Origin of the sequence: Archangium minus (assembly GCF_044360475.1) — a bacterium.
Taxonomy (GTDB): domain Bacteria; phylum Myxococcota; class Myxococcia; order Myxococcales; family Myxococcaceae; genus Archangium; species Archangium minus.
In genome coordinates, this window is record NZ_CP043494.1 from 3906399 (window position 1) to 3922315 (window position 15917).

General features: G+C 65.9%; 16 protein-coding genes. 10 read left to right on the top strand and 6 right to left on the bottom strand.

Annotated features, from left to right (window positions below):
• Positions 1-197: 197 nt before the first annotated feature.
• Positions 198-869, top strand: a complete 672-nt coding sequence (locus F0U60_RS16125) for an HAD family hydrolase (RefSeq protein ID WP_395820382.1) — start codon at positions 198-200, stop codon at positions 867-869.
• A 51-nt stretch (positions 870-920) separates the two neighbouring features.
• Here the strand turns inward: F0U60_RS16125 and F0U60_RS16130 are convergent, their stop codons facing one another.
• Positions 921-1916 (bottom strand): fatty acid desaturase, encoded by a 996-nt coding sequence (locus F0U60_RS16130; protein WP_395820385.1) that lies wholly within the window; start codon positions 1914-1916, stop codon positions 921-923.
• Positions 1917-2085: 169 nt separating this feature from the next.
• On the opposite strand from F0U60_RS16130, the gene F0U60_RS16135 reads away from it, so the two are divergent.
• The 4 genes from F0U60_RS16135 to F0U60_RS16150 all read left to right on the top strand — a co-directional run bounded on the left by F0U60_RS16135 (position 2086) and on the right by F0U60_RS16150 (position 6911).
• Positions 2086-3153, top strand: a complete 1068-nt coding sequence (locus tag F0U60_RS16135) for a patatin-like phospholipase family protein (RefSeq protein WP_395820387.1) — start codon at positions 2086-2088, stop codon at positions 3151-3153.
• Between the two features lie 476 nt (positions 3154-3629).
• Positions 3630-3821 carry a helix-turn-helix domain-containing protein gene (locus F0U60_RS16140; RefSeq protein WP_395825273.1) on the top strand — a complete coding sequence of 64 codons (192 nt, stop codon included), beginning with the start codon at positions 3630-3632 and terminating at the stop codon, positions 3819-3821.
• 22 nt (positions 3822-3843) lie between these two features.
• Positions 3844-4623 carry an IS630 family transposase gene (locus F0U60_RS16145; protein WP_395820390.1) on the top strand — a complete coding sequence of 260 codons (780 nt, stop codon included), beginning with the start codon at positions 3844-3846 and terminating at the stop codon, positions 4621-4623.
• 134 nt (positions 4624-4757) lie between these two features.
• Positions 4758-6911 carry an RCC1 repeat-containing protein gene (locus F0U60_RS16150; RefSeq protein ID WP_395825276.1) on the top strand — a complete coding sequence of 718 codons (2154 nt, stop codon included), beginning with the start codon at positions 4758-4760 and terminating at the stop codon, positions 6909-6911.
• A 131-nt stretch (positions 6912-7042) separates the two neighbouring features.
• Here the strand turns inward: F0U60_RS16150 and dsrP are convergent, their stop codons facing one another.
• From dsrP to F0U60_RS16165, 3 genes are read right to left on the bottom strand one after another with little or no spacing between them, the layout of a single operon-like run.
• On the bottom strand, positions 7043-8326 hold the full coding sequence (dsrP, locus tag F0U60_RS16155; protein ID WP_395820393.1) for a sulfate reduction electron transfer complex DsrMKJOP subunit DsrP: 1284 nt from the start codon (positions 8324-8326) through the stop codon (positions 7043-7045).
• A 3-nt stretch (positions 8327-8329) separates the two neighbouring features.
• Positions 8330-9235 carry a 4Fe-4S dicluster domain-containing protein gene (locus F0U60_RS16160; protein ID WP_395820396.1) on the bottom strand — a complete coding sequence of 302 codons (906 nt, stop codon included), beginning with the start codon at positions 9233-9235 and terminating at the stop codon, positions 8330-8332.
• Positions 9228-9848: a hypothetical protein gene (locus F0U60_RS16165; RefSeq protein ID WP_395820399.1), complete on the bottom strand. Its 621-nt coding sequence runs from the start codon at positions 9846-9848 to the stop codon at positions 9228-9230. The genes F0U60_RS16160 and F0U60_RS16165 overlap by 8 nt, the downstream gene beginning before the upstream one ends.
• 236 nt (positions 9849-10084) lie before the next feature.
• Here F0U60_RS16165 and F0U60_RS16170 point away from each other — a divergent pair, with 236 nt between their 5' ends.
• Genes F0U60_RS16170 through F0U60_RS16190 form a run of 5 tightly spaced genes read left to right on the top strand, consistent with a single transcriptional unit; the run spans position 10085 to position 14296 of the window.
• Positions 10085-10330 carry a hypothetical protein gene (locus F0U60_RS16170; RefSeq protein WP_395820402.1) on the top strand — a complete coding sequence of 82 codons (246 nt, stop codon included), beginning with the start codon at positions 10085-10087 and terminating at the stop codon, positions 10328-10330.
• Positions 10331-10333: 3 nt separating this feature from the next.
• Entirely contained in the window at positions 10334-12748 is a 2415-nt protein-coding gene (locus F0U60_RS16175) for a molybdopterin-dependent oxidoreductase (protein WP_395820404.1), read from the top strand.
• Positions 12745-13545 carry a nitrate reductase cytochrome c-type subunit gene (locus tag F0U60_RS16180; RefSeq protein ID WP_395820407.1) on the top strand — a complete coding sequence of 267 codons (801 nt, stop codon included), beginning with the start codon at positions 12745-12747 and terminating at the stop codon, positions 13543-13545. The genes F0U60_RS16175 and F0U60_RS16180 overlap by 4 nt, the downstream gene beginning before the upstream one ends.
• The gene (locus F0U60_RS16185) at positions 13542-13964 is read left to right on the top strand and encodes a 4Fe-4S dicluster domain-containing protein (RefSeq protein WP_395820410.1); all 423 of its coding nucleotides are present in this window, start codon (positions 13542-13544) and stop codon (positions 13962-13964) included. The genes F0U60_RS16180 and F0U60_RS16185 overlap by 4 nt, the downstream gene beginning before the upstream one ends.
• Complete coding sequence (locus F0U60_RS16190) at positions 13961-14296, top strand: hypothetical protein (RefSeq protein WP_395820413.1); 336 nt, start codon at positions 13961-13963, stop codon at positions 14294-14296. The genes F0U60_RS16185 and F0U60_RS16190 overlap by 4 nt, the downstream gene beginning before the upstream one ends.
• Positions 14297-14377: 81 nt before the next feature.
• On the opposite strand, the gene F0U60_RS16195 is transcribed toward F0U60_RS16190, so the two are convergent.
• Together F0U60_RS16195 and F0U60_RS16200 are read right to left on the bottom strand one after the other, a co-directional pair.
• Positions 14378-14848 carry an NUDIX hydrolase gene (locus F0U60_RS16195; RefSeq protein ID WP_395820416.1) on the bottom strand — a complete coding sequence of 157 codons (471 nt, stop codon included), beginning with the start codon at positions 14846-14848 and terminating at the stop codon, positions 14378-14380.
• Positions 14845-15912, bottom strand: a complete 1068-nt coding sequence (locus F0U60_RS16200; protein ID WP_395820418.1) for a DUF2380 domain-containing protein — start codon at positions 15910-15912, stop codon at positions 14845-14847. Before F0U60_RS16200 ends, F0U60_RS16195 begins: the two co-directional genes overlap by 4 nt.
• Positions 15913-15917: the final 5 nt, after the last annotated feature.

Below are 15917 nucleotides of genomic sequence, written 5' to 3' on the forward strand. Positions count from 1 at the left end.
CTGTTGCCCGCGTTGTTCCGCCAGCTCCTCGGTGTCCCAATCACTCTTGCCTGCTCGCCGGGGGACGGGGAGGACGGGCGCGAGCTCCTTCAGATGGGGGGCGGGGACCTCCACCAGCGTTTCCTGGCCAGGGCGCGGACTTTTGGGTCCGTCAGCAGGCGTTTGGAGTGCGCAGCTTGCTTGCGGAGGATGTTGCGTTGCCTAAGGCGATTGTCTTCGAGGTGGATGGGACGCTGGTGGACACCAACGTGTTGCGCGCGCGCGCGTGGCAGGAAGCGCTGGCGCGTTACGGGCGTCAGGTGCGACTGCCTCGGGTGCTCGCGCAGATGGCTCGGAACGGTGACCAGTTCCTGTCCGTATTCCTCCCCGAGGACGAGTACGAGCGCTACGCCGAGGAGCTGGCGAGCTTCCACCGCGCCCTCTTCCACGAGCAGTACCTCTCCCGGGTGCGGCCCTTCGCCGGGGCCACCGAGCTGCTCAAGCACCTGCGTGACGAGGGGTGGAAGATCGCCCTGGCCTCCACCGCGGACCCTGACGAGCTGGAGCACTACATCGAGCTGCTCGGGGCGGAGGAGCTCATCGACGCGAGCACCACGGACGCGGAGGTGGACCACACCCGGCTCAGCGAGGAGATTCCCGCGGAGGCCATCCGCCTGCTGGGCCTCGACGGGACGGACGAGACGCTGACGATTTCGGGTCTGCCCTACGACGTTGAGGGCTCCGTGCGCCTGGGGATGCGGAGCATCGGGCTGGTGTGCGGCGGCTTTACGGACGAAGACCTGCGGTCCGCGGGCGCGCTCGCCGTGTTCGGCACACCGATGGATCTGCTCACCCGGTATTCCGAATCGCCCCTCGCCTTGGAGAACTGAGTGGGTGAGCGGGGCCCTCCAGGATGAGGGCCCCGTCCACGCTCCACCCCATTACGCTGCCTTGGAGGCTTCCTCGGCCTGCACCGTGCCGTCTCCCGAGCCACCGCTGCGCGTCATGCGGCTGTAGAGCGACAGGGAGGGATCGAAGAGGAACTTCAGCCACAGCGCCGTCCACGAGCGGTGGTAGTGCAGCGAGTCATAGAACTCGGGGGCGAGCTGGCGCACCTTGGGCAGGCGCGTCCAGGGTACGCGCATCACGTCGTGGTGCTCGTTGTGGTAGCCGACGTTGAAGGCCACCCAGTTGAGGGGCCCGTAGTACGAGTACGTCTCCTGGGGCGCCTTGACGAGGAAGTGCTCCTGGATCCACCGAGCGCCCAGCGGGTGCAGGCCGATGGCGAAGATGGACGACAGGAACATGTAGATGAGCGCCCGGGGCCCGAGCAGCGCATAGCTCGCGCCGATGAAGGCGAGCTGGATCGTCATGTTGGCGATGTACCAGCGGTCGAAGAACGGCACGCGGCGGAGCCGGGGCACGCGCATCGCCTGGAAGGCCCAGAAGTTGAGCTGCCAGAAGGCCTTGCCGAAGAACGAGTTGCCAATCAGCTTCGCCTCCCACGGGGTGGCCAGGTCCGCGTCCAGCTCCACGTCACCTTGGAAGCGGTGGTGGATGAGGTGGTACTTGCGGAACGAGGCGGCTGCCGGGAAGAGGATGGGCAGGTTGGTGAAGAGCTGCAGCGCGGCATTGAGGCGCGGGCTGCGGAAGACGAGGTTGTGGGTGCACTCGTGGATGAGCACCCACAGGCCGTGATCGATGAAGGCGCCGACCAACCAGGCGGTGGCCAACAGCGCCCACCAGGGCGAATCTCGTAGGGCCCAGGCAATTGCCACCTGCCCCGCGACCAGCAGCAGGACGAACACGGCGGTGATGGGAGTGGGACCGCACAGATCCTTGATCTCGGGGTGCGCGCGCAGGATGGCGCGGGCTCGCTCGAGGTGCGGCTCCTTCTCCGTGCTACGGGCAAACTCCAGGGGGCGCGACTGACTCAAGACGCTTCCTTTCGACATACGAGGTGGGGGGCGCGCGCAGCTTCTCACAGCACTCGTGCTCGACGCTACGCGTCATTGCAACCACCCGTCATTCCAGGGTGAAGCCGCGCTGCCAGGTGGAAGAATTGAACCTTGGAAAAAAGAGCGGCACCTCTATATCCCCCCGGCCATGAATTCGAGCCTCACCCTTTTGGCCGGCCCCGACGCGCTGCGGCTGATCCGCGAGCGCGGCCTGCGCGCGGACGACATCGACATCCTGCCCGGTGCCTCGGGTGGTCCGAAGTGGCTGGTGCTGGCCGGGTTGGATCGGGTGCTGTTCGGTGAGTTTCTGAAGAGCCGGAGCCGCCCGCTCCACCTCATTGGCTCCTCCATCGGGAGCTGGCGGTTGGCGTGCCTCGCCCTGAAGGATCCCGTGGCCGCGCTGGAGCGGTTCGCGGAGGCGTATGTCGAGCAGCGCTACCCGCCCAAGCCCTCCACGGCATTGGTGAGCACCACCAGCCAGGGCATCTTGGACGCGCTTCTGGGCGCTGGGGGCGAGGAGCAGATCCTCAACCACCCGTGGGCGCGGCTGCATGTGATCACCACCCGTTGCCGAGGCCTCACCGCCAGCGAGCAGCGTCAGGCCCAGTTGCTGGGGCTCACGCTCGGAGCCCTGGGGAACCTGGTGAGCCGCCGCACCCTGGGGCTCCACATGGAGCGCGTCATCTTCCACAGCGCGGGGGACACCAGTCCGTTCACGGGACTCGCGGACCTGCCCTCCGTCCACCTGCCCCTGTCCCGGGAGAACCTGCGCCCCGCGCTCTTGGCATCTGGGTCCATTCCGCTCGTGCTGAGTGGGGTGCGCATCCCTGGCGCTGGGGCTGGCATCTACCGGGATGGTGGAGTGCTTGATTACCACCTCGATCTGGAGTTCGGCCCGGGTGAGGGATTGGTGCTCTATCCGCACTTCTACCCGTACGTGGTGCCCGGCTGGTTCGACAAGTCGTTGCCCTGGCGTCGCGCGGGGCCCACCAACTTCCGCCGAGCGCTGCTCATCTCTCCGTCACCTGAGCTCGTCGCGCGCCTGCCGAACGGGAAGATCCCGGACCGGGATGACTTCGTCCGCATGCCGGACACCGAGCGGCTACGCGCCTGGCGTCAGGTGATGGCCGAGAGCGAGCGGATGGGAGATGAGTTCAGGGAGCTGCTCGCCAGAGGGAAGCTGGCCGAACGCATCCAGCCGCTCAGAGGGAGTTGAACAAGAGCAAGCAGGCGAGGCATCGGAGTATGAGTCGCACATGCCCTCCGAAAGGATGAAGGTATTGGAGGACTCCTCCTGGCGTTCGTTGTCTTTGTCCGAGAATTGTCCAGCGTGTTCACTACCAGGTGGCGCTTGAGATTCTTCACTGTTCTGTCCTCATCGTAGCTCTTCGTCTCCACCTCCTCTGTTGCCTTCACTCACAGTCTGTCCTATCGGCTGGCTCTTCCGCAGAGCCGGCTTACTCGCGTACCTTCTTTTGCAACGTATTCTGTGTCCGATTGAACGTACCTTCTATTGGAGTGTCTTACAAGTAGTTCGACATAGTCGCGGGGGATGAATAGCTCTGGTGGATGAGGAGACGACCCCCGCGACTCATCCACCTCTCACCAGGAGAGAGAGCCTACCTCGAAACACTGGTGGGAGACGGACGTATCGAGCAGCGCGTCGCTCGTCGGGCGCGCATCCTGCTGGCGATGGCGGAGCCGGCCACCATCGTCTCGGAACTGGCCGAACGGCTCGGCCTGGATAGAACGAGCATCTGGGCATTGTGTCGTCGCTATGAGTCGGTAGGGGTAGACGTGGTGCTGGATGCTCCCCGCTCTGGTCGTCCGAGGGAGTTTTCCCCTCCTGCAACGAGTCGAGGTGGAGCGCCTGGCATGCAGTGAGCCGGCGGGCCTCGGCCTACACATGACCCACTGGTCCACGCGGAGCCTGGCGCGCGTTGCCAGCCACAGGGGCATCGCCTCCATCTCCCACGCCACCGTCGCGCTCATCCTCCGGGACGCCGACTTGCAGCCACATCGTGTGCGGTACTGGAAGACGCCGGTTCCCGATGACACCTTCCGCCACAAAGCAGCGCAGGTGCTCTGGTGCTACGAGAACGCACAGGCTCTGGCCGAGCGGGGCGAGGTGGTGTTGTGCCTGGATGAAAAACCCAAAATCCAGGTGCTCGAGCCCAACTGCCTCACACGCCCGATGAAGCCGGGCCTCCTCGAAAAGAAGGAGTTCGAGTACACGCGCCACGGCACGGTGAACTTCCTGGCCAAGCTGGTGGTGCACTCTGGCCAGATGCGCGGCTGGTGCCCGGAACGCAATGACTCCGCCAATCTGTGCGCTCTGCTCCCTCAACTGCTGGGGGACCACCGCGAGGCGCGCCGCATCCACCTCATCTGGGACAACGGACCCAGCCACGTTGCTCGGCAAACGCGCGACTTCCTGCGCTCCCACTACCCTCATGTCCGGGTGCTCTTCACTCCAGCCCATGCCTCCTGGCTCAACCAGGCCGAACTGCTGCTGCGCGCCTTCGGTGCGCGCTACCTGGTACGCGGGGACTGGGCCAGCCGCCTCGAGCTCATCGACCACCTTGAGAGCAGCTGGCCCGAGTACAATCTCCTCTACGCCCACCCGTTCACCTGGTCCTGGACTCGCGCCAAGATGCACGAATGGGTCGATCGACACCGCTCCTGACTATGTCGAAAAATTTGTAAGACACTCCACTATCTCTATGGAGAGTCTTGTCTTGCAGGGTTTTGTATTTTTGTTTTATGTTTTTGTATTGTTTGTGGAGGTGTTTGAGTTTTAAAATGAACAGAGGTGGTGAAATGCAAAGTAGTGGCTGGTGGTGGATAAACAGGGTGTTGAGTGTATGGTTGGGGGTCTGTTTGGTTTCCTGCTGCAGGAAGCCCTCCGATGACCCAGGAGTGCCAGCATCGCCGGACACTCCTCTGTTGGAAAGACAGGTGCGAGCCAGTATTGCGGCGGGAAGTTCTCATTCTTTGGCTGTAGACCCAGATGGTAGAATCAGGGCAGTAGGTTCCAACACTTACGGTCAGGTGCAGAATGCCCTCGTGATTAATTTACCCTGGCCGTCGCAGACGGAGGGTCCGAGTGGGGCAGTGGCGGTGGCCGCTGGCGAGTCGCACTCGCTAGCACTGCGCTCCGACGGCACCGTGTGGGCTTGGGGCAGCAACTCCCATGGCCAACTGGGAGATGGCTCCACGAGCAGTCGCTCCGGGACGGTTCAGGTGCGGGGTCTGAGCGGAGCAGTGGCGGTGGCTGCTGGCGAGTCGCACTCGCTAGCACTGCGCTCCGACGGCACCGTATGGGCCTGGGGCGGCAACTCCCATGGCCAACTGGGAGATGGCTCCACGAGCAGTCGCTCTGGGTCGGTTCAGGTGCAGGGGTTGAGCGGGGTAGTTGCCATGGCTGCCGGCGAGTCCCACTCGCTGGCGGTGCGCTCCGACGGCACCGTGTGGGCCTGGGGCGGCAACTCCCATGGCCAATTGGGAGATGGCTCCACGAGCAGCAGCTCCGGGACGGTTCAAGTGCGGGGTCTGAGCGGAGTAGTGGCGGTGGCCGCTGGCGAGTCCCATTCGCTGGCGGTGCGCTCTGACGGTACCGTGTGGGCTTGGGGTGGCAACTCTCATGGTCAACTGGGAGATGGCTCCACGAGTAGCAACTCCGTGCCGGTTCAGGTGCAAGGGCTTGGCGGGGTAATTGCCGTGGCTGCTGGCGAGTCCCACTCGCTGGCGGCGTGCTCCGACGGCACCGTGTGGAGTTGGGGCAACAACTCCCATGGCCAACTGGGAGATGGTTCCACGAGTAGCAACTTCGTGCCGGTTCAGGTGCAAGGGCTTGGAGGGGTAGTTGCCGTGGCTGCTGGCAAGTCCCACTCGCTAGCGATGTGCTCTGACGATACCGTGTGGAGCTGGGGCAACAACTCCTCTGGCCAGCTAGGGAATGGAGCTGGTATTCACCGCACCATTCCAGTGCCGGTGCAGGAAGGGTTGAGAGAGGTAGTGGCCGTGGCCGCTGGCCAGGAGCACTCGCTGGCAGTGCGCTCTGATGGCACTGTGTGGGCCTGGGGCGGCAACTTCCATGGCCAGCTGGGAGATGGCTCCAAGAGCAGCAGTTCCGTGCCAGTGCAGGTGCAAGGGTTGAGCGGGGTAGTGGCCGTGGCCGCTGGCATTACCCACTCGCTAGCGGTGCGCTCCGACGGTACCTTGTGGGCCTGGGGCTCCAATTTCTCTGGCCAATTGGGGAATGGTACGACGGCCAATTGGCTGGTGCCGGTGCAGGTGCAAGGGGTGAGCGGGGTAGTGGCCGTGGCTGTTGGCTATGCCCACTCGCTGGCGGTACGCTCCGACGGCACCGTGTGGGCCTGGGGCTCCAACTCCCTGGGACAACTGGGGGATGGTACCACGAGCGATCGTTACGTCCCGGTGCAGGTGAAAGGAATGAGCGGGGCAGTGTCTGTGTCAGCTGGTTTTAATCATTCGCTGGCAATGCGCTCAGATAACACCTCTTGGCTTTGGAATCGCGGCACCACTGCGGCGACGCCGTGGATGGACGGAATAGTGGCCGTGGCCGCTGGGTATCATCACACAGTTGCGGCGCGCTCCGATGATACCGTATACGACAGCAGTTCCAACCCCGGTCGAGTGTATGATTTGAGCGGAGTGGTGGCCATGACTGCTGGCCATGGTTGCTCGATGGCGCTGCGCTCCGACGGCACCGTGTGGGCTTGGGGTTCCAATTCTTCAGGCCAACTGGGGGATGGCACGACGGATGATCGGTCTATGCCGGTACAGGTGCAAGGATTGAGCGGAGTATTGGCCGTGGCCTCTGGCGGGTACCACTCGCTGGCGGTGCGTTCCGATGGCACCGTATGGGCCTGGGGCAACAATTCTTTCAACCAGCTAGGCGAGGGACCTCCAATGTACGCAACCACCGCCAGCCGCTCTTTGCTGTATTGAGTACAACACCGCATCCCGTTCTCCCTTCTCTGGGAAGGGAGAGCGGGTGCTACGGTTTGGATAGGAGTTCCACGTCGAAGTGGTCTTTGTTGCTGCACAGGTCCACCTGCGGAAGACTGCACTCAGTGGGGTTAGGCGGCCTGCTTCGCCTCCTGGGTTTCTCCGCCTTGCCCGGCGTGCCCGTGCTCGGCATGTGATGCGGCGATCTGCCCGCTAAGCACCGGGAGCGCCACCTTCACCGCCACCGTCAGCACTATCAGCCCGAAGGCCCAGATGCCCGCCGTGATCTTCCACTCGGTGAGTGTCGGCACGTACTCCACCACTTCGTGCAGGGTGCTCGGGACGAAGCCGGGGATGATGAGACCCATTCCCTTCTCGATCCACACACCCACGAAGGCCAGCGCGCATGCCAGGTTGAGCAGCCCCACGTGACGTCGCGTGGCCGGCAGGTGCACCACCACCGCCGAGGCGATGTTCAGCGCCACCGCCGTCCAGATCCACGGGACCAGCGCGTGGTGCCCGTGCGACCCGAAGAACAGATAGCGCACCGCCGTGGCATGGGAGCCGCCCGTATAGAACGCGGTGAACAGCTCCGAGCCCAGCATGAACAGGTTGAGCAGCACCGTCACCCGCATCACCGAGGTCAGCGTGCGCAGCGGGCCCTCGCCGATGGGCAGCCCGGTGAAGCGCCGGATGGCCTGCAGCAGCACGATGACGAACGCTGGGCCCGTAATGAACGCTGACGCGATGAACCGCGGCGCCAGCAGTGCCGAGTTCCAGAACGGTCTCCCCCCGAGCCCGCTGTAGAGGAACGCCGTCACGCTATGGATGCTGATGGCCCAGAAGATGGAAAGGAAGACGAACGGCAGGTACCACTGCTTGCGCGGCGTGCGCCCCAGGAAGCGCATGTAGATGAGGTAGCCGCAGATGTGCAGGTTGATGACCAGATAGCCATTGAGCACCACCACGTCCCACGTGAGCATCGACACCGGCCAGTTGAACCGGCCAATCCCTGGCATCAGGTGCCACGCTCGCTCCGGGTGCCCCATGTCCACCACGATGAACAGGAGACAGACGAAGATCGCCGCGATGGCGAGCAGCTCGCCAATCAGCGTGACGTCGTGCATCTCATGGTCGTGGTACAGGTACGCGGGGATGACCATCATCACCGCGCCCGCGGCCAGCCCCACGCCGAAGGTGAAGTTGGCGATGTACAGGCCCCACGAGACGTGGTCGCTCATCCCCGTGAGCGCCATGCCCTCGGCGAGCTGGTGTGCATAGGCGTTGGCCCCCACCAGGGCGATCGCCGTGAGCACGGTCATCCACGTGTAGAAGCGCCAGCTCCCGTCGGTACTCATCCACAGGAGCCGTCCCAGGAACCGCGGGTAATCGAGCAGGTGACGGGAAGCAGCCATGGCTCACTTGTCGAAGAAGTAGAAGAAGCGGGGACGCGTCCCGAGCTCTTCCTTGAGCACGAAGACGCGCTTGTTCTCGAGCACCCAGCGGATGGGGCTCTTCGGATCCAACAAATTGCCAAACACCCGCGCCCCCGTGGGGCACGCCTCCAGGCACGCCGGCAGTCGTCCCGCTCGCGTGCGGTGCAGGCAGAAGGTGCACTTCTCCACCACGCCCTGCGGACGGATGCGGTTGGAGAGGTAGCCCTGGTCCGGGTTGATCTCCTCGGCGGGTATCTCCGGCTTCGCCCAGTTGAAGCGCCGCGCGTGGTACGGGCACGCCGCCTCGCAGTACCGGCAGCCGATGCACCAGTTGTAGTCCACCACCACCACCCCGTCCGCCTCCTTCCACGTGGCCTGGACGGGGCACACCTTCACGCACGGCGCGTTGTCGCACTGGTGGCACTGCACCGGCATGTAGTACTTCCCCTCGGCCGGCACGGGATGGTCGTAGTTCGCGTTGCCGTGCTCCAGATCCAGGCTGCCCTGCTGCATCTCCAGCACCCGGATGTACGAGTTCCCCGTGCGCCGGTCGTGGTTGTTCTCCTGGTGGCACGCCTCGGCGCACTTGCGGCAGCCGATGCACACGCTCAGGTTGAGCGCGTACCCGAAGGACACGCCCTCCTGCGGCGGCAGGTCTCGGATGTCCACGTCGCGGCCGTACTTCCGCTTCGTCTCCTCCTTCAGGTGGACGAGGATCCGCCCCATCTCGTCGCGCGTCAGCTCCTTGTAGTGCTTCTGCAGGAACTCGCCGACGCTCAAGTCCTTGGACCACTCGGTGAGCGGTGCCATGGCGTGCGCGAAGGCCGCGGCCCCGAGCGTGGCCCCGGCGCCCTTCATCACGGTACGGCGGGAGACGGTGTCACTCATGGTCTCGGCTCTCCTTCGGGCCCGGCTCACCGTGGGCGGACGTGTCGCGCGGAGGCATCACCGGATGCGCGCCCGCGTACTTCGGCGTGTGCGGGTCGTGGCAGCTCACGCAGTTGTTCCGTGTGCGATCTCCCCGTGAGAGATCCCAGTACCCCGTCATGCCGCCGTGCGCCCCCGCCTTGAAGTCGCGGTACTGCGGCCCGTGGCACTGCGCGCACAGCGTCACCACCTCTGTCATGGGCAGCGGCTCGCCCGTGGCCAGGTGCAGCGTGCGCGGCGCTTCCGCCTGGTGGCACGAGGTGCATGCAAGCTCCCCGTGGCGGAACTGGAGGCCCTGGTGGAACTCCTTCAGCTCCTCGGGCCGCGAGGGCATGGGCTTCGTTTCACGCAGCGAGTGGCAGCTCTCGCACGAGACGCGGAGTGGCCGGCCCAGAGCATCCTTCCGGTCGCTCTCCACCGAGGTGAGCTTCGCCGGTTGGAGGAGCGTCTCCTTACCGGTGGGGGCTCCCGGGGGCGGTTGGAAGCGTGCGGGTTGGTCCTTCCCGCAGCCAACGACGGCCAGGAGCAGGGCGGCGAGCGCCGGGCGCATCAATCTGTAGAGGTCGTTCTCCACGGCGGCCAGCCCAAAGCAGCGCCCGTGCCAGCGCGTCTCTTCCTGGGGCTTCCTTCGAGGCCGCGGGCCGGGCCGCTCGCCCGCTCATGAAAAAGCTGCATCCCTCATGCTGATTTGCGCGCAGGCTTTGCGCGAGGCCCTCGCGTGGGTCTCCGCGCCATGCAGGGAGGGAAGGGGAGTGCCGGGGTGGTCCGCCTCTTGCTCCAGGGGGCCGTGCCCGAATGGACGGAGCCTGTATGCCTATCAGTAGCCTGGTGCTCACCCTCGACGCGTCTCCCGAACGGAGGGCGCTCGCGCTTTGTGAAGTCGCCCGAGACCCGCGCATCACCGTGGGCCCTCCTCTAGAGGAGCGCTGGCTGCCGGTGGTGACCGAGACCGCCAGTCTCTCCGAGGGCGAGTCGCTCGCCGAGTCCCTGAGGGAGCTTCCAGGAGTGAGCTTCGTGGATGTGGTGATGGTGGACTTCTCAGAGGAGGAGCGCTGAGCCATGGATCGCCGGGACTTCCTGAAGGGTACGGCCATGACGGCGGCGACGCTGGCCGCGAGCCGCCTCGCGTATGGCCAGGACCGGGCCGCCGCGGAGCCGACGGGCGCCGCTCGTAACGGCGTGCAGTGGAACAAGGCCCCCTGCCGCTTCTGTGGCACTGGCTGCCACGTCCAGGTGGGCGTGCAGAACGGCAAGGTGGTGGCCATCGCGGGCGACCAGAAGGCCCCGGTGAACAAGGGCCTGCTGTGTGTGAAGGGCTATCACGTGGGGCTCGCGCTCTATGGGAGCGACCGGCTCACCACGCCGCTGCTGCGCAAGGGCGACAAGCAGGTCCCTATCAGCTGGGACGAGGCGCTCGACATCATCGCCCGCCGCGTGCTGAAGGACCCCAAGGGCTTCGGTCTCTACGGCAGTGGTCAGTGGACCATCCCCGAGGGCTATACCGCCTCGAAGTTCGTCAAGGGCGGCCTGGGCACGCACCAGCTGGATGCCAACGCGCGTCTGTGTATGGCCTCGGCGGTGACGGGCTTCCTGGCCACCTATGGCGTGGATGAGCCTGCCGGCTGCTACGACGACCTCGACGCCTGCGACGTGCTCATCATGTGGGGCAACAACCCCGCGGAGATGCACCCCGTCCTCTTCTCGCGTGTCATCGATCGGCGCTCGCGTGGGGAGAAGGTCACCCTCATCGACATCGGCACGCGCAAGACGCGCACCAGTGGGTTCTGTGATTACTCCCTGCGCTTCAAGCCGAACTCGGACCTGGCCATCGCGTGCGGCATCGCCCACCTGCTGGTGGAGAACGGCACCTATGACAAGGCGTTCGTCGAGGCGAACTGCGCCTTCCGCGCGCCCAGCTCGCCGCCCACGCTCGAGGGCAAGGCCATCACCTTCGAGGAATACCGCGAGCTGCTGAAGCCCTACACCCCGGAGAAGGTGGAGGAGCTCTCCGGTGTCTCCGCGAAGGACCTGCGGATGCTGGCTGGGCTGTTCGGCCGCCGTGACGTGCGCATCACCAGCCTGTGGTGCATGGGCATGAACCAGCACACGCGCGGCACGGCCATCAACAACCTGGTCCACGGGCTCCACCTGCTCAGCGGGCACTTTGGCAAGCCGGGCGATGCGCCCACCAGTCTCACCGGTCAGCCCTCCGCGTGCGGCACTGTGCGCGAGGTGGGCACGCTCGCCCACGCGCTCCCCGGAGGCCGCGTGGTGGCCAAGGCCGAGCACCGCGCCCAGATGGAGGAGATCTGGAACCTCCCCAAGGGCCGCGTCTCCGACAAGATCGGCTACCACACGCTGGAGATGTGGAAGCGCTTCTCCACGCCCACCGAGCAGGGCGGGGACATCCACACCATCTGGGTCCAGGTCACCAACCCCGCGCAGACGCTGCCCAACACACACAAGCTGGTGGACCCCAGCCGCAAGCTCGCGGACAAGTTCCTCATCGTCTCGGATGTCTACCCGTCTGCCACCACGCGCATTGCCGATCTGGTCCTCCCCTCGGCCATGTGGGTGGAGAAGAACGGCATGGTGGGCAACTCCGAGCGCCGCACCCAGCAGTGGTTCAAGATGGTGAACCCGCCCGGCCAGGCCCGTGATGATGCCTGGCAGCTCATCGCTGTCGCTCACCGGCTCTTCGCGCTCGGCTTCGAGGGCATGAAGGACAAGGACGGCCGCTTCCTTTTCGAGGTGAAGGGCAAGGACGGCAAGCCCGTACCCCTCTGGGACTTCGCCCATTACTACGACGTCAACGTCGACGAGCACCTCTTCGAGGAGTACCGGAAGACGACTCGCATCAAGCACAAGGACCTGGCGCCCTATCAGGAGTACGTGAAGGCTCGCGGCCTGCGCTGGCCCGTGGTGGAACAGCCGGACGGCAGCTGGCGTGAGACTCGCTTCCGCTTCGCTGGCTTCGATGACCCGTATGTGAAGAAGGGCCGCGACATCCAGTTCTACCACTCGACTACGCACGACGACCGGGCGCAGATCTGGTTCAGTCCCTACGAGCCTCCTCCCGAGTCGCCCGATACGGAGTTCCCCTTCTGGTTGTGCACCGGCCGCGTCATCGAGCACTGGCACTCGGGCACGATGACGTCGCGGATTCCGCAGCTCCATCGCGCCATGCCCCAGGCCTACGTGGAGATGAACAGCGCCGACGCCCGGCGGCTCGGCGTGAGCAATGGGGACTGGGTGACGGTGGAGACCCGGCGCGGGAAGCTCGACCTGCCGGTGTGGATCGGCGGCCGTGGCGAGCCCGTCGAGGGCTCCCTCTTCGTCCCCTTCTTCGATGAGCGGCTGCTCATCAACGGCCTCACGCTCGACGAGCATGATCCGTTCTCCAAGCAGCCGGATTACAAGAAGTGTGCGGCGCGGGTGCGGCGGCGTGAACGTGTTGCGGAGAAACAGGGATGAGCACCGGCGGCGAACAGGGGAGTGGCCTCCCGGCGCGCTGGCTCCACGTGGGCGCCGCTGTGGCAGTGGCGTTCGCGGCCACCGGGTACTTCGCCGGCATCCGAGCGCCCGAGATGCCCGAGCGTCCAGCCGCGTCGGACTCGCACGCGCAACGGGCGGAGCGCGTCCTGAGCTACAGCGAGCTGCGCGAGGCACGACGCGGGGCCAACGCGCACATGTACGAGGGCGCCATTGCCTCGCTGTCAGAGGAGACGTTCCCGGTGAAGCCGCTGCCGGTGGCGACCCTCGAGCAGCGCGCGGAGGCGGTGGCGCAGCGCAAGCCTCACCGTGCCTACGATGGGGCTCCGCCTACCATTCCGCATGAGATTGATCAGCGCGAGGTCCCCGGCTGCCTGGCCTGCCATGGGGACGGGATGAAGCTGGGCAACCGGGTGGCGCCGAAGATCAGCCACCCGCCGTACCAGAGCTGCACGCAGTGCCACGTGGTGGGGGAGTCGCCTCGCCCGTTGGCTCCGTACAAGGACATTCCGGCGAATGGCTTCGTCGGTTTGGCCTCGGCGGGGATGGGGGCTCGCGCCTGGCCGGGGGCTCCGCCCACGCTGCCGCATTCAACACACATGCGGAACGAGTGCACGAGCTGCCACGGGCCACAGGGACTCGCCGGGCTGCGGACCTCGCACCCGGAGCGCCAGAACTGCCAGCAGTGCCATGGCTCCTCGGCGCAGCTCGACCAGCGTGTCGATGCGAGCAGTGCGCCGGGTGGCTTCGCGCGGGTGGCCCGGGAGACGCAACCGTGAGCACACAGGTCACGCTCAGCCGCCGGGCTTTGCTCGGCTTCCCCCGGAAGAAGGAGGAGCCCTTGCGTCCGCAGGAGCCTGTTCCCGCACCGGTGTCCGCTGGGGCAGGGGCTGCATCCGGTGATGGCTTCTCGCTTGAGGCGTTCTATGCGGCTCGGGCGCGGCCAGCTGCGGCGACGGAGACGGCCAGCCGGATGACCGTGCGGGTGCGTCCTCAGCTCTGCCTCGCATGGCAGGGCTCGTTCTGCAGTACCTGCTCCGAGCGCTGCCCCGTCGAGGGGGCCATTGCCCTCGAGCTGGGCCGTCCGCGCGTGGTGGAGCCGCGCTGCACCGGGTGTGGGCTCTGTATCCAGGTGTGCCCGGCTCCGCTCAACGCCTTCGAGCTCCTTCCCTCCAGCCAGCAGGTCTCCGTTCCATGACAGCAGGTCGCCGTCTCGGGAGTGCCACCCTCGAGGACTCCCCCCTTCCTCAACTCCAGGATGCGCTCCTGGACTCGGAGACCTTGGAGCAGTTGCTTCGGGACATCCAACGCTGTGCCGTGGTTCAGGAGGTCCTGCTCAAGGGCGGGGCTGTGGAGAGGGTCTCTGGGACGCCTGTTTCGCTCGCCGAGGCCATGGAGGCACTTCGGCAGGAGCGGGTGCTCGGGGTGCAGATTCGCTACTGGTTCGACGGCTCGAACTGGTGGGACACGCTGATGCGTACGCCGAACGGCATCCGGTTGATTCGCATCGAGCACCGGCTGGCGGGGTAGAGGTCGCCTGCCGTGTCCGCTGGGCTCGTCAGAGCCTATGTCTCATCGGAGGCTGCTCTCTCCTGGAGGAGTAGGGGAGGTTCAAACTTCCTCGTCTGGCAGAAGCGTACGCAGCAACTCGTCGTCGGGCCCGAGCGGGAGCCATCCGGGCGGCGGCGGCATGGCGAGGAGTGCATCGCCGACCTTGTCGGCTCGGTCCTTATGGGTTTCTGGGGTGAAGGTAACCCACGCGCCGAGTGCATGGGCGACGTCGAAACGGTTGGCGTCGTCGAGCACGGCCGGCCAGCCGTTTGGGAGACACGCCCACAGTTCGCGCACGAGTTGTCCGCGCACAAGACGTGTGACCTGATTGCTCCGCTCCGCTTCGGCTACCAGTCCTTTGAACACCTGCACCCCTGCGATGTCGTCCGGACCAAGCTCCTTGGCCAGAGCCACCAGCGAGGCAGTGGGGCGCGCCTCGGCAAAGGCCGTGAGTGAATCGTAACCCCGCTCGCGGACGCGCTCGTACAGGCGCACTACCCAGTTGCCCTGCCAAGGGTGTCCATCTGTCATGGCCCTCTCCACGGGATGAAACTCATTGGGATGTAGTACGCCTCCATACGCCCCGCGACGATCTTCACAATCCGCGTGCCCATCATCACCCCGTCGCCACCCACCGAGAGTCCAATGCCCACCAGGGCGGGAGCGGACGGACGCACCGAAGGCAGCGAGAACCTCATGGTTGAGAGCATCGTGACAGCCTCGATGGCGTCCTTGAGCACCAGCATCTTCTGGAGGTGCTCCGCCGCCACGCGCATTCTCTCCACGGTGGCGGCGAATTCGCTGGTGAGGTGGCCCACTAACGGCGGCACGTCTCGCGCCGCGGCCTCCATCTGCCCGTGCTCCCGGGAGGAGAGCGCCGTCATCGCGGGCTCGAGCATCTCTTGCCTGCGCCCCATGTCCGCGAAGAGCGTCTCCACGGGGTAGAGGTGCTGTTTGAGCGCGACATCGGCGAGGTTGAGGAAGTCGAGCCAGACGGCGAGCAGGAGCGAGCCCACCAGGGCGGCCTCCAGCCGTGGGCCGGCCACGCGCAGCAGGGCGAGCTGCATGTCCGGGTCCTCCACCTCCGAAGCGGCGTTGGCCAGCCGAGTGGCAGCGGCGAGCTGGGCCTCCATCCATCGCAGTTGCGTAGCGCCATAGTCGACGTAGCAGAGGAAGACACCGTTTCCGCTGGCGAGGCCCCGGCCACTGGCGATGAGCCGGGCGAGCTCGCCGGAGATGCGGCGGGTGGAGCCTGACACTTCGCGAAGGGCACCACGAAATGCCAACTGGGCCGCGAGGGCCCTCTGCCGCGCCTCCCTTTCCGCGCTGTCCGGGCCTGCCGCCGTCACCTCCTCACGGGCGGCCCGGCGCCGGTGCAACCGCTCCGGTGTCTCGGACTCAGGCGTTGAGACGAGGATGCGCGGAGACTCGACACCCGGCCCCTGGACCGATGCTGGCCCAGGGGCTTCGCGCGGCGTGTAGCGCAGGCTCGTCCCCCTGCCGGGCGGTGGCGTCAGTGACGCGCAGCCGGTGGACAGCAGGGCCAGGGCGAGCAGGAGGCCCACCCACCGGGCCCGTGACGAGTCAGCACGCATTGTCT

Bases quoted from the DNA above. Each gene is read 5' to 3' on its own strand.
- F0U60_RS16135 (WP_395820387.1), top strand. From the start codon at position 2,086: ATGAATTCGAGCCTCACCCTTTTGGCCGGCCCCGACGCGCTGCGGCTG.
- F0U60_RS16140 (WP_395825273.1), top strand. From the start codon at position 3,630: ATGGCGGAGCCGGCCACCATCGTCTCGGAACTGGCCGAACGGCTCGGC.
- F0U60_RS16145 (WP_395820390.1), top strand. From the start codon at position 3,844: ATGACCCACTGGTCCACGCGGAGCCTGGCGCGCGTTGCCAGCCACAGG.
- F0U60_RS16150 (WP_395825276.1), top strand. From the start codon at position 4,758: ATGCAAAGTAGTGGCTGGTGGTGGATAAACAGGGTGTTGAGTGTATGG.
- dsrP (WP_395820393.1), bottom strand. From the start codon at position 8,326: ATGGCTGCTTCCCGTCACCTGCTCGATTACCCGCGGTTCCTGGGACGG.
- F0U60_RS16160 (WP_395820396.1), bottom strand. From the start codon at position 9,235: ATGAGTGACACCGTCTCCCGCCGTACCGTGATGAAGGGCGCCGGGGCC.
- F0U60_RS16170 (WP_395820402.1), top strand. From the start codon at position 10,085: ATGCCTATCAGTAGCCTGGTGCTCACCCTCGACGCGTCTCCCGAACGG.
- F0U60_RS16175 (WP_395820404.1), top strand. From the start codon at position 10,334: ATGGATCGCCGGGACTTCCTGAAGGGTACGGCCATGACGGCGGCGACG.
- F0U60_RS16180 (WP_395820407.1), top strand. From the start codon at position 12,745: ATGAGCACCGGCGGCGAACAGGGGAGTGGCCTCCCGGCGCGCTGGCTC.
- F0U60_RS16190 (WP_395820413.1), top strand. From the start codon at position 13,961: ATGACAGCAGGTCGCCGTCTCGGGAGTGCCACCCTCGAGGACTCCCCC.
- F0U60_RS16195 (WP_395820416.1), bottom strand. From the start codon at position 14,848: ATGACAGATGGACACCCTTGGCAGGGCAACTGGGTAGTGCGCCTGTAC.
- F0U60_RS16200 (WP_395820418.1), bottom strand. From the start codon at position 15,912: ATGCGTGCTGACTCGTCACGGGCCCGGTGGGTGGGCCTCCTGCTCGCC.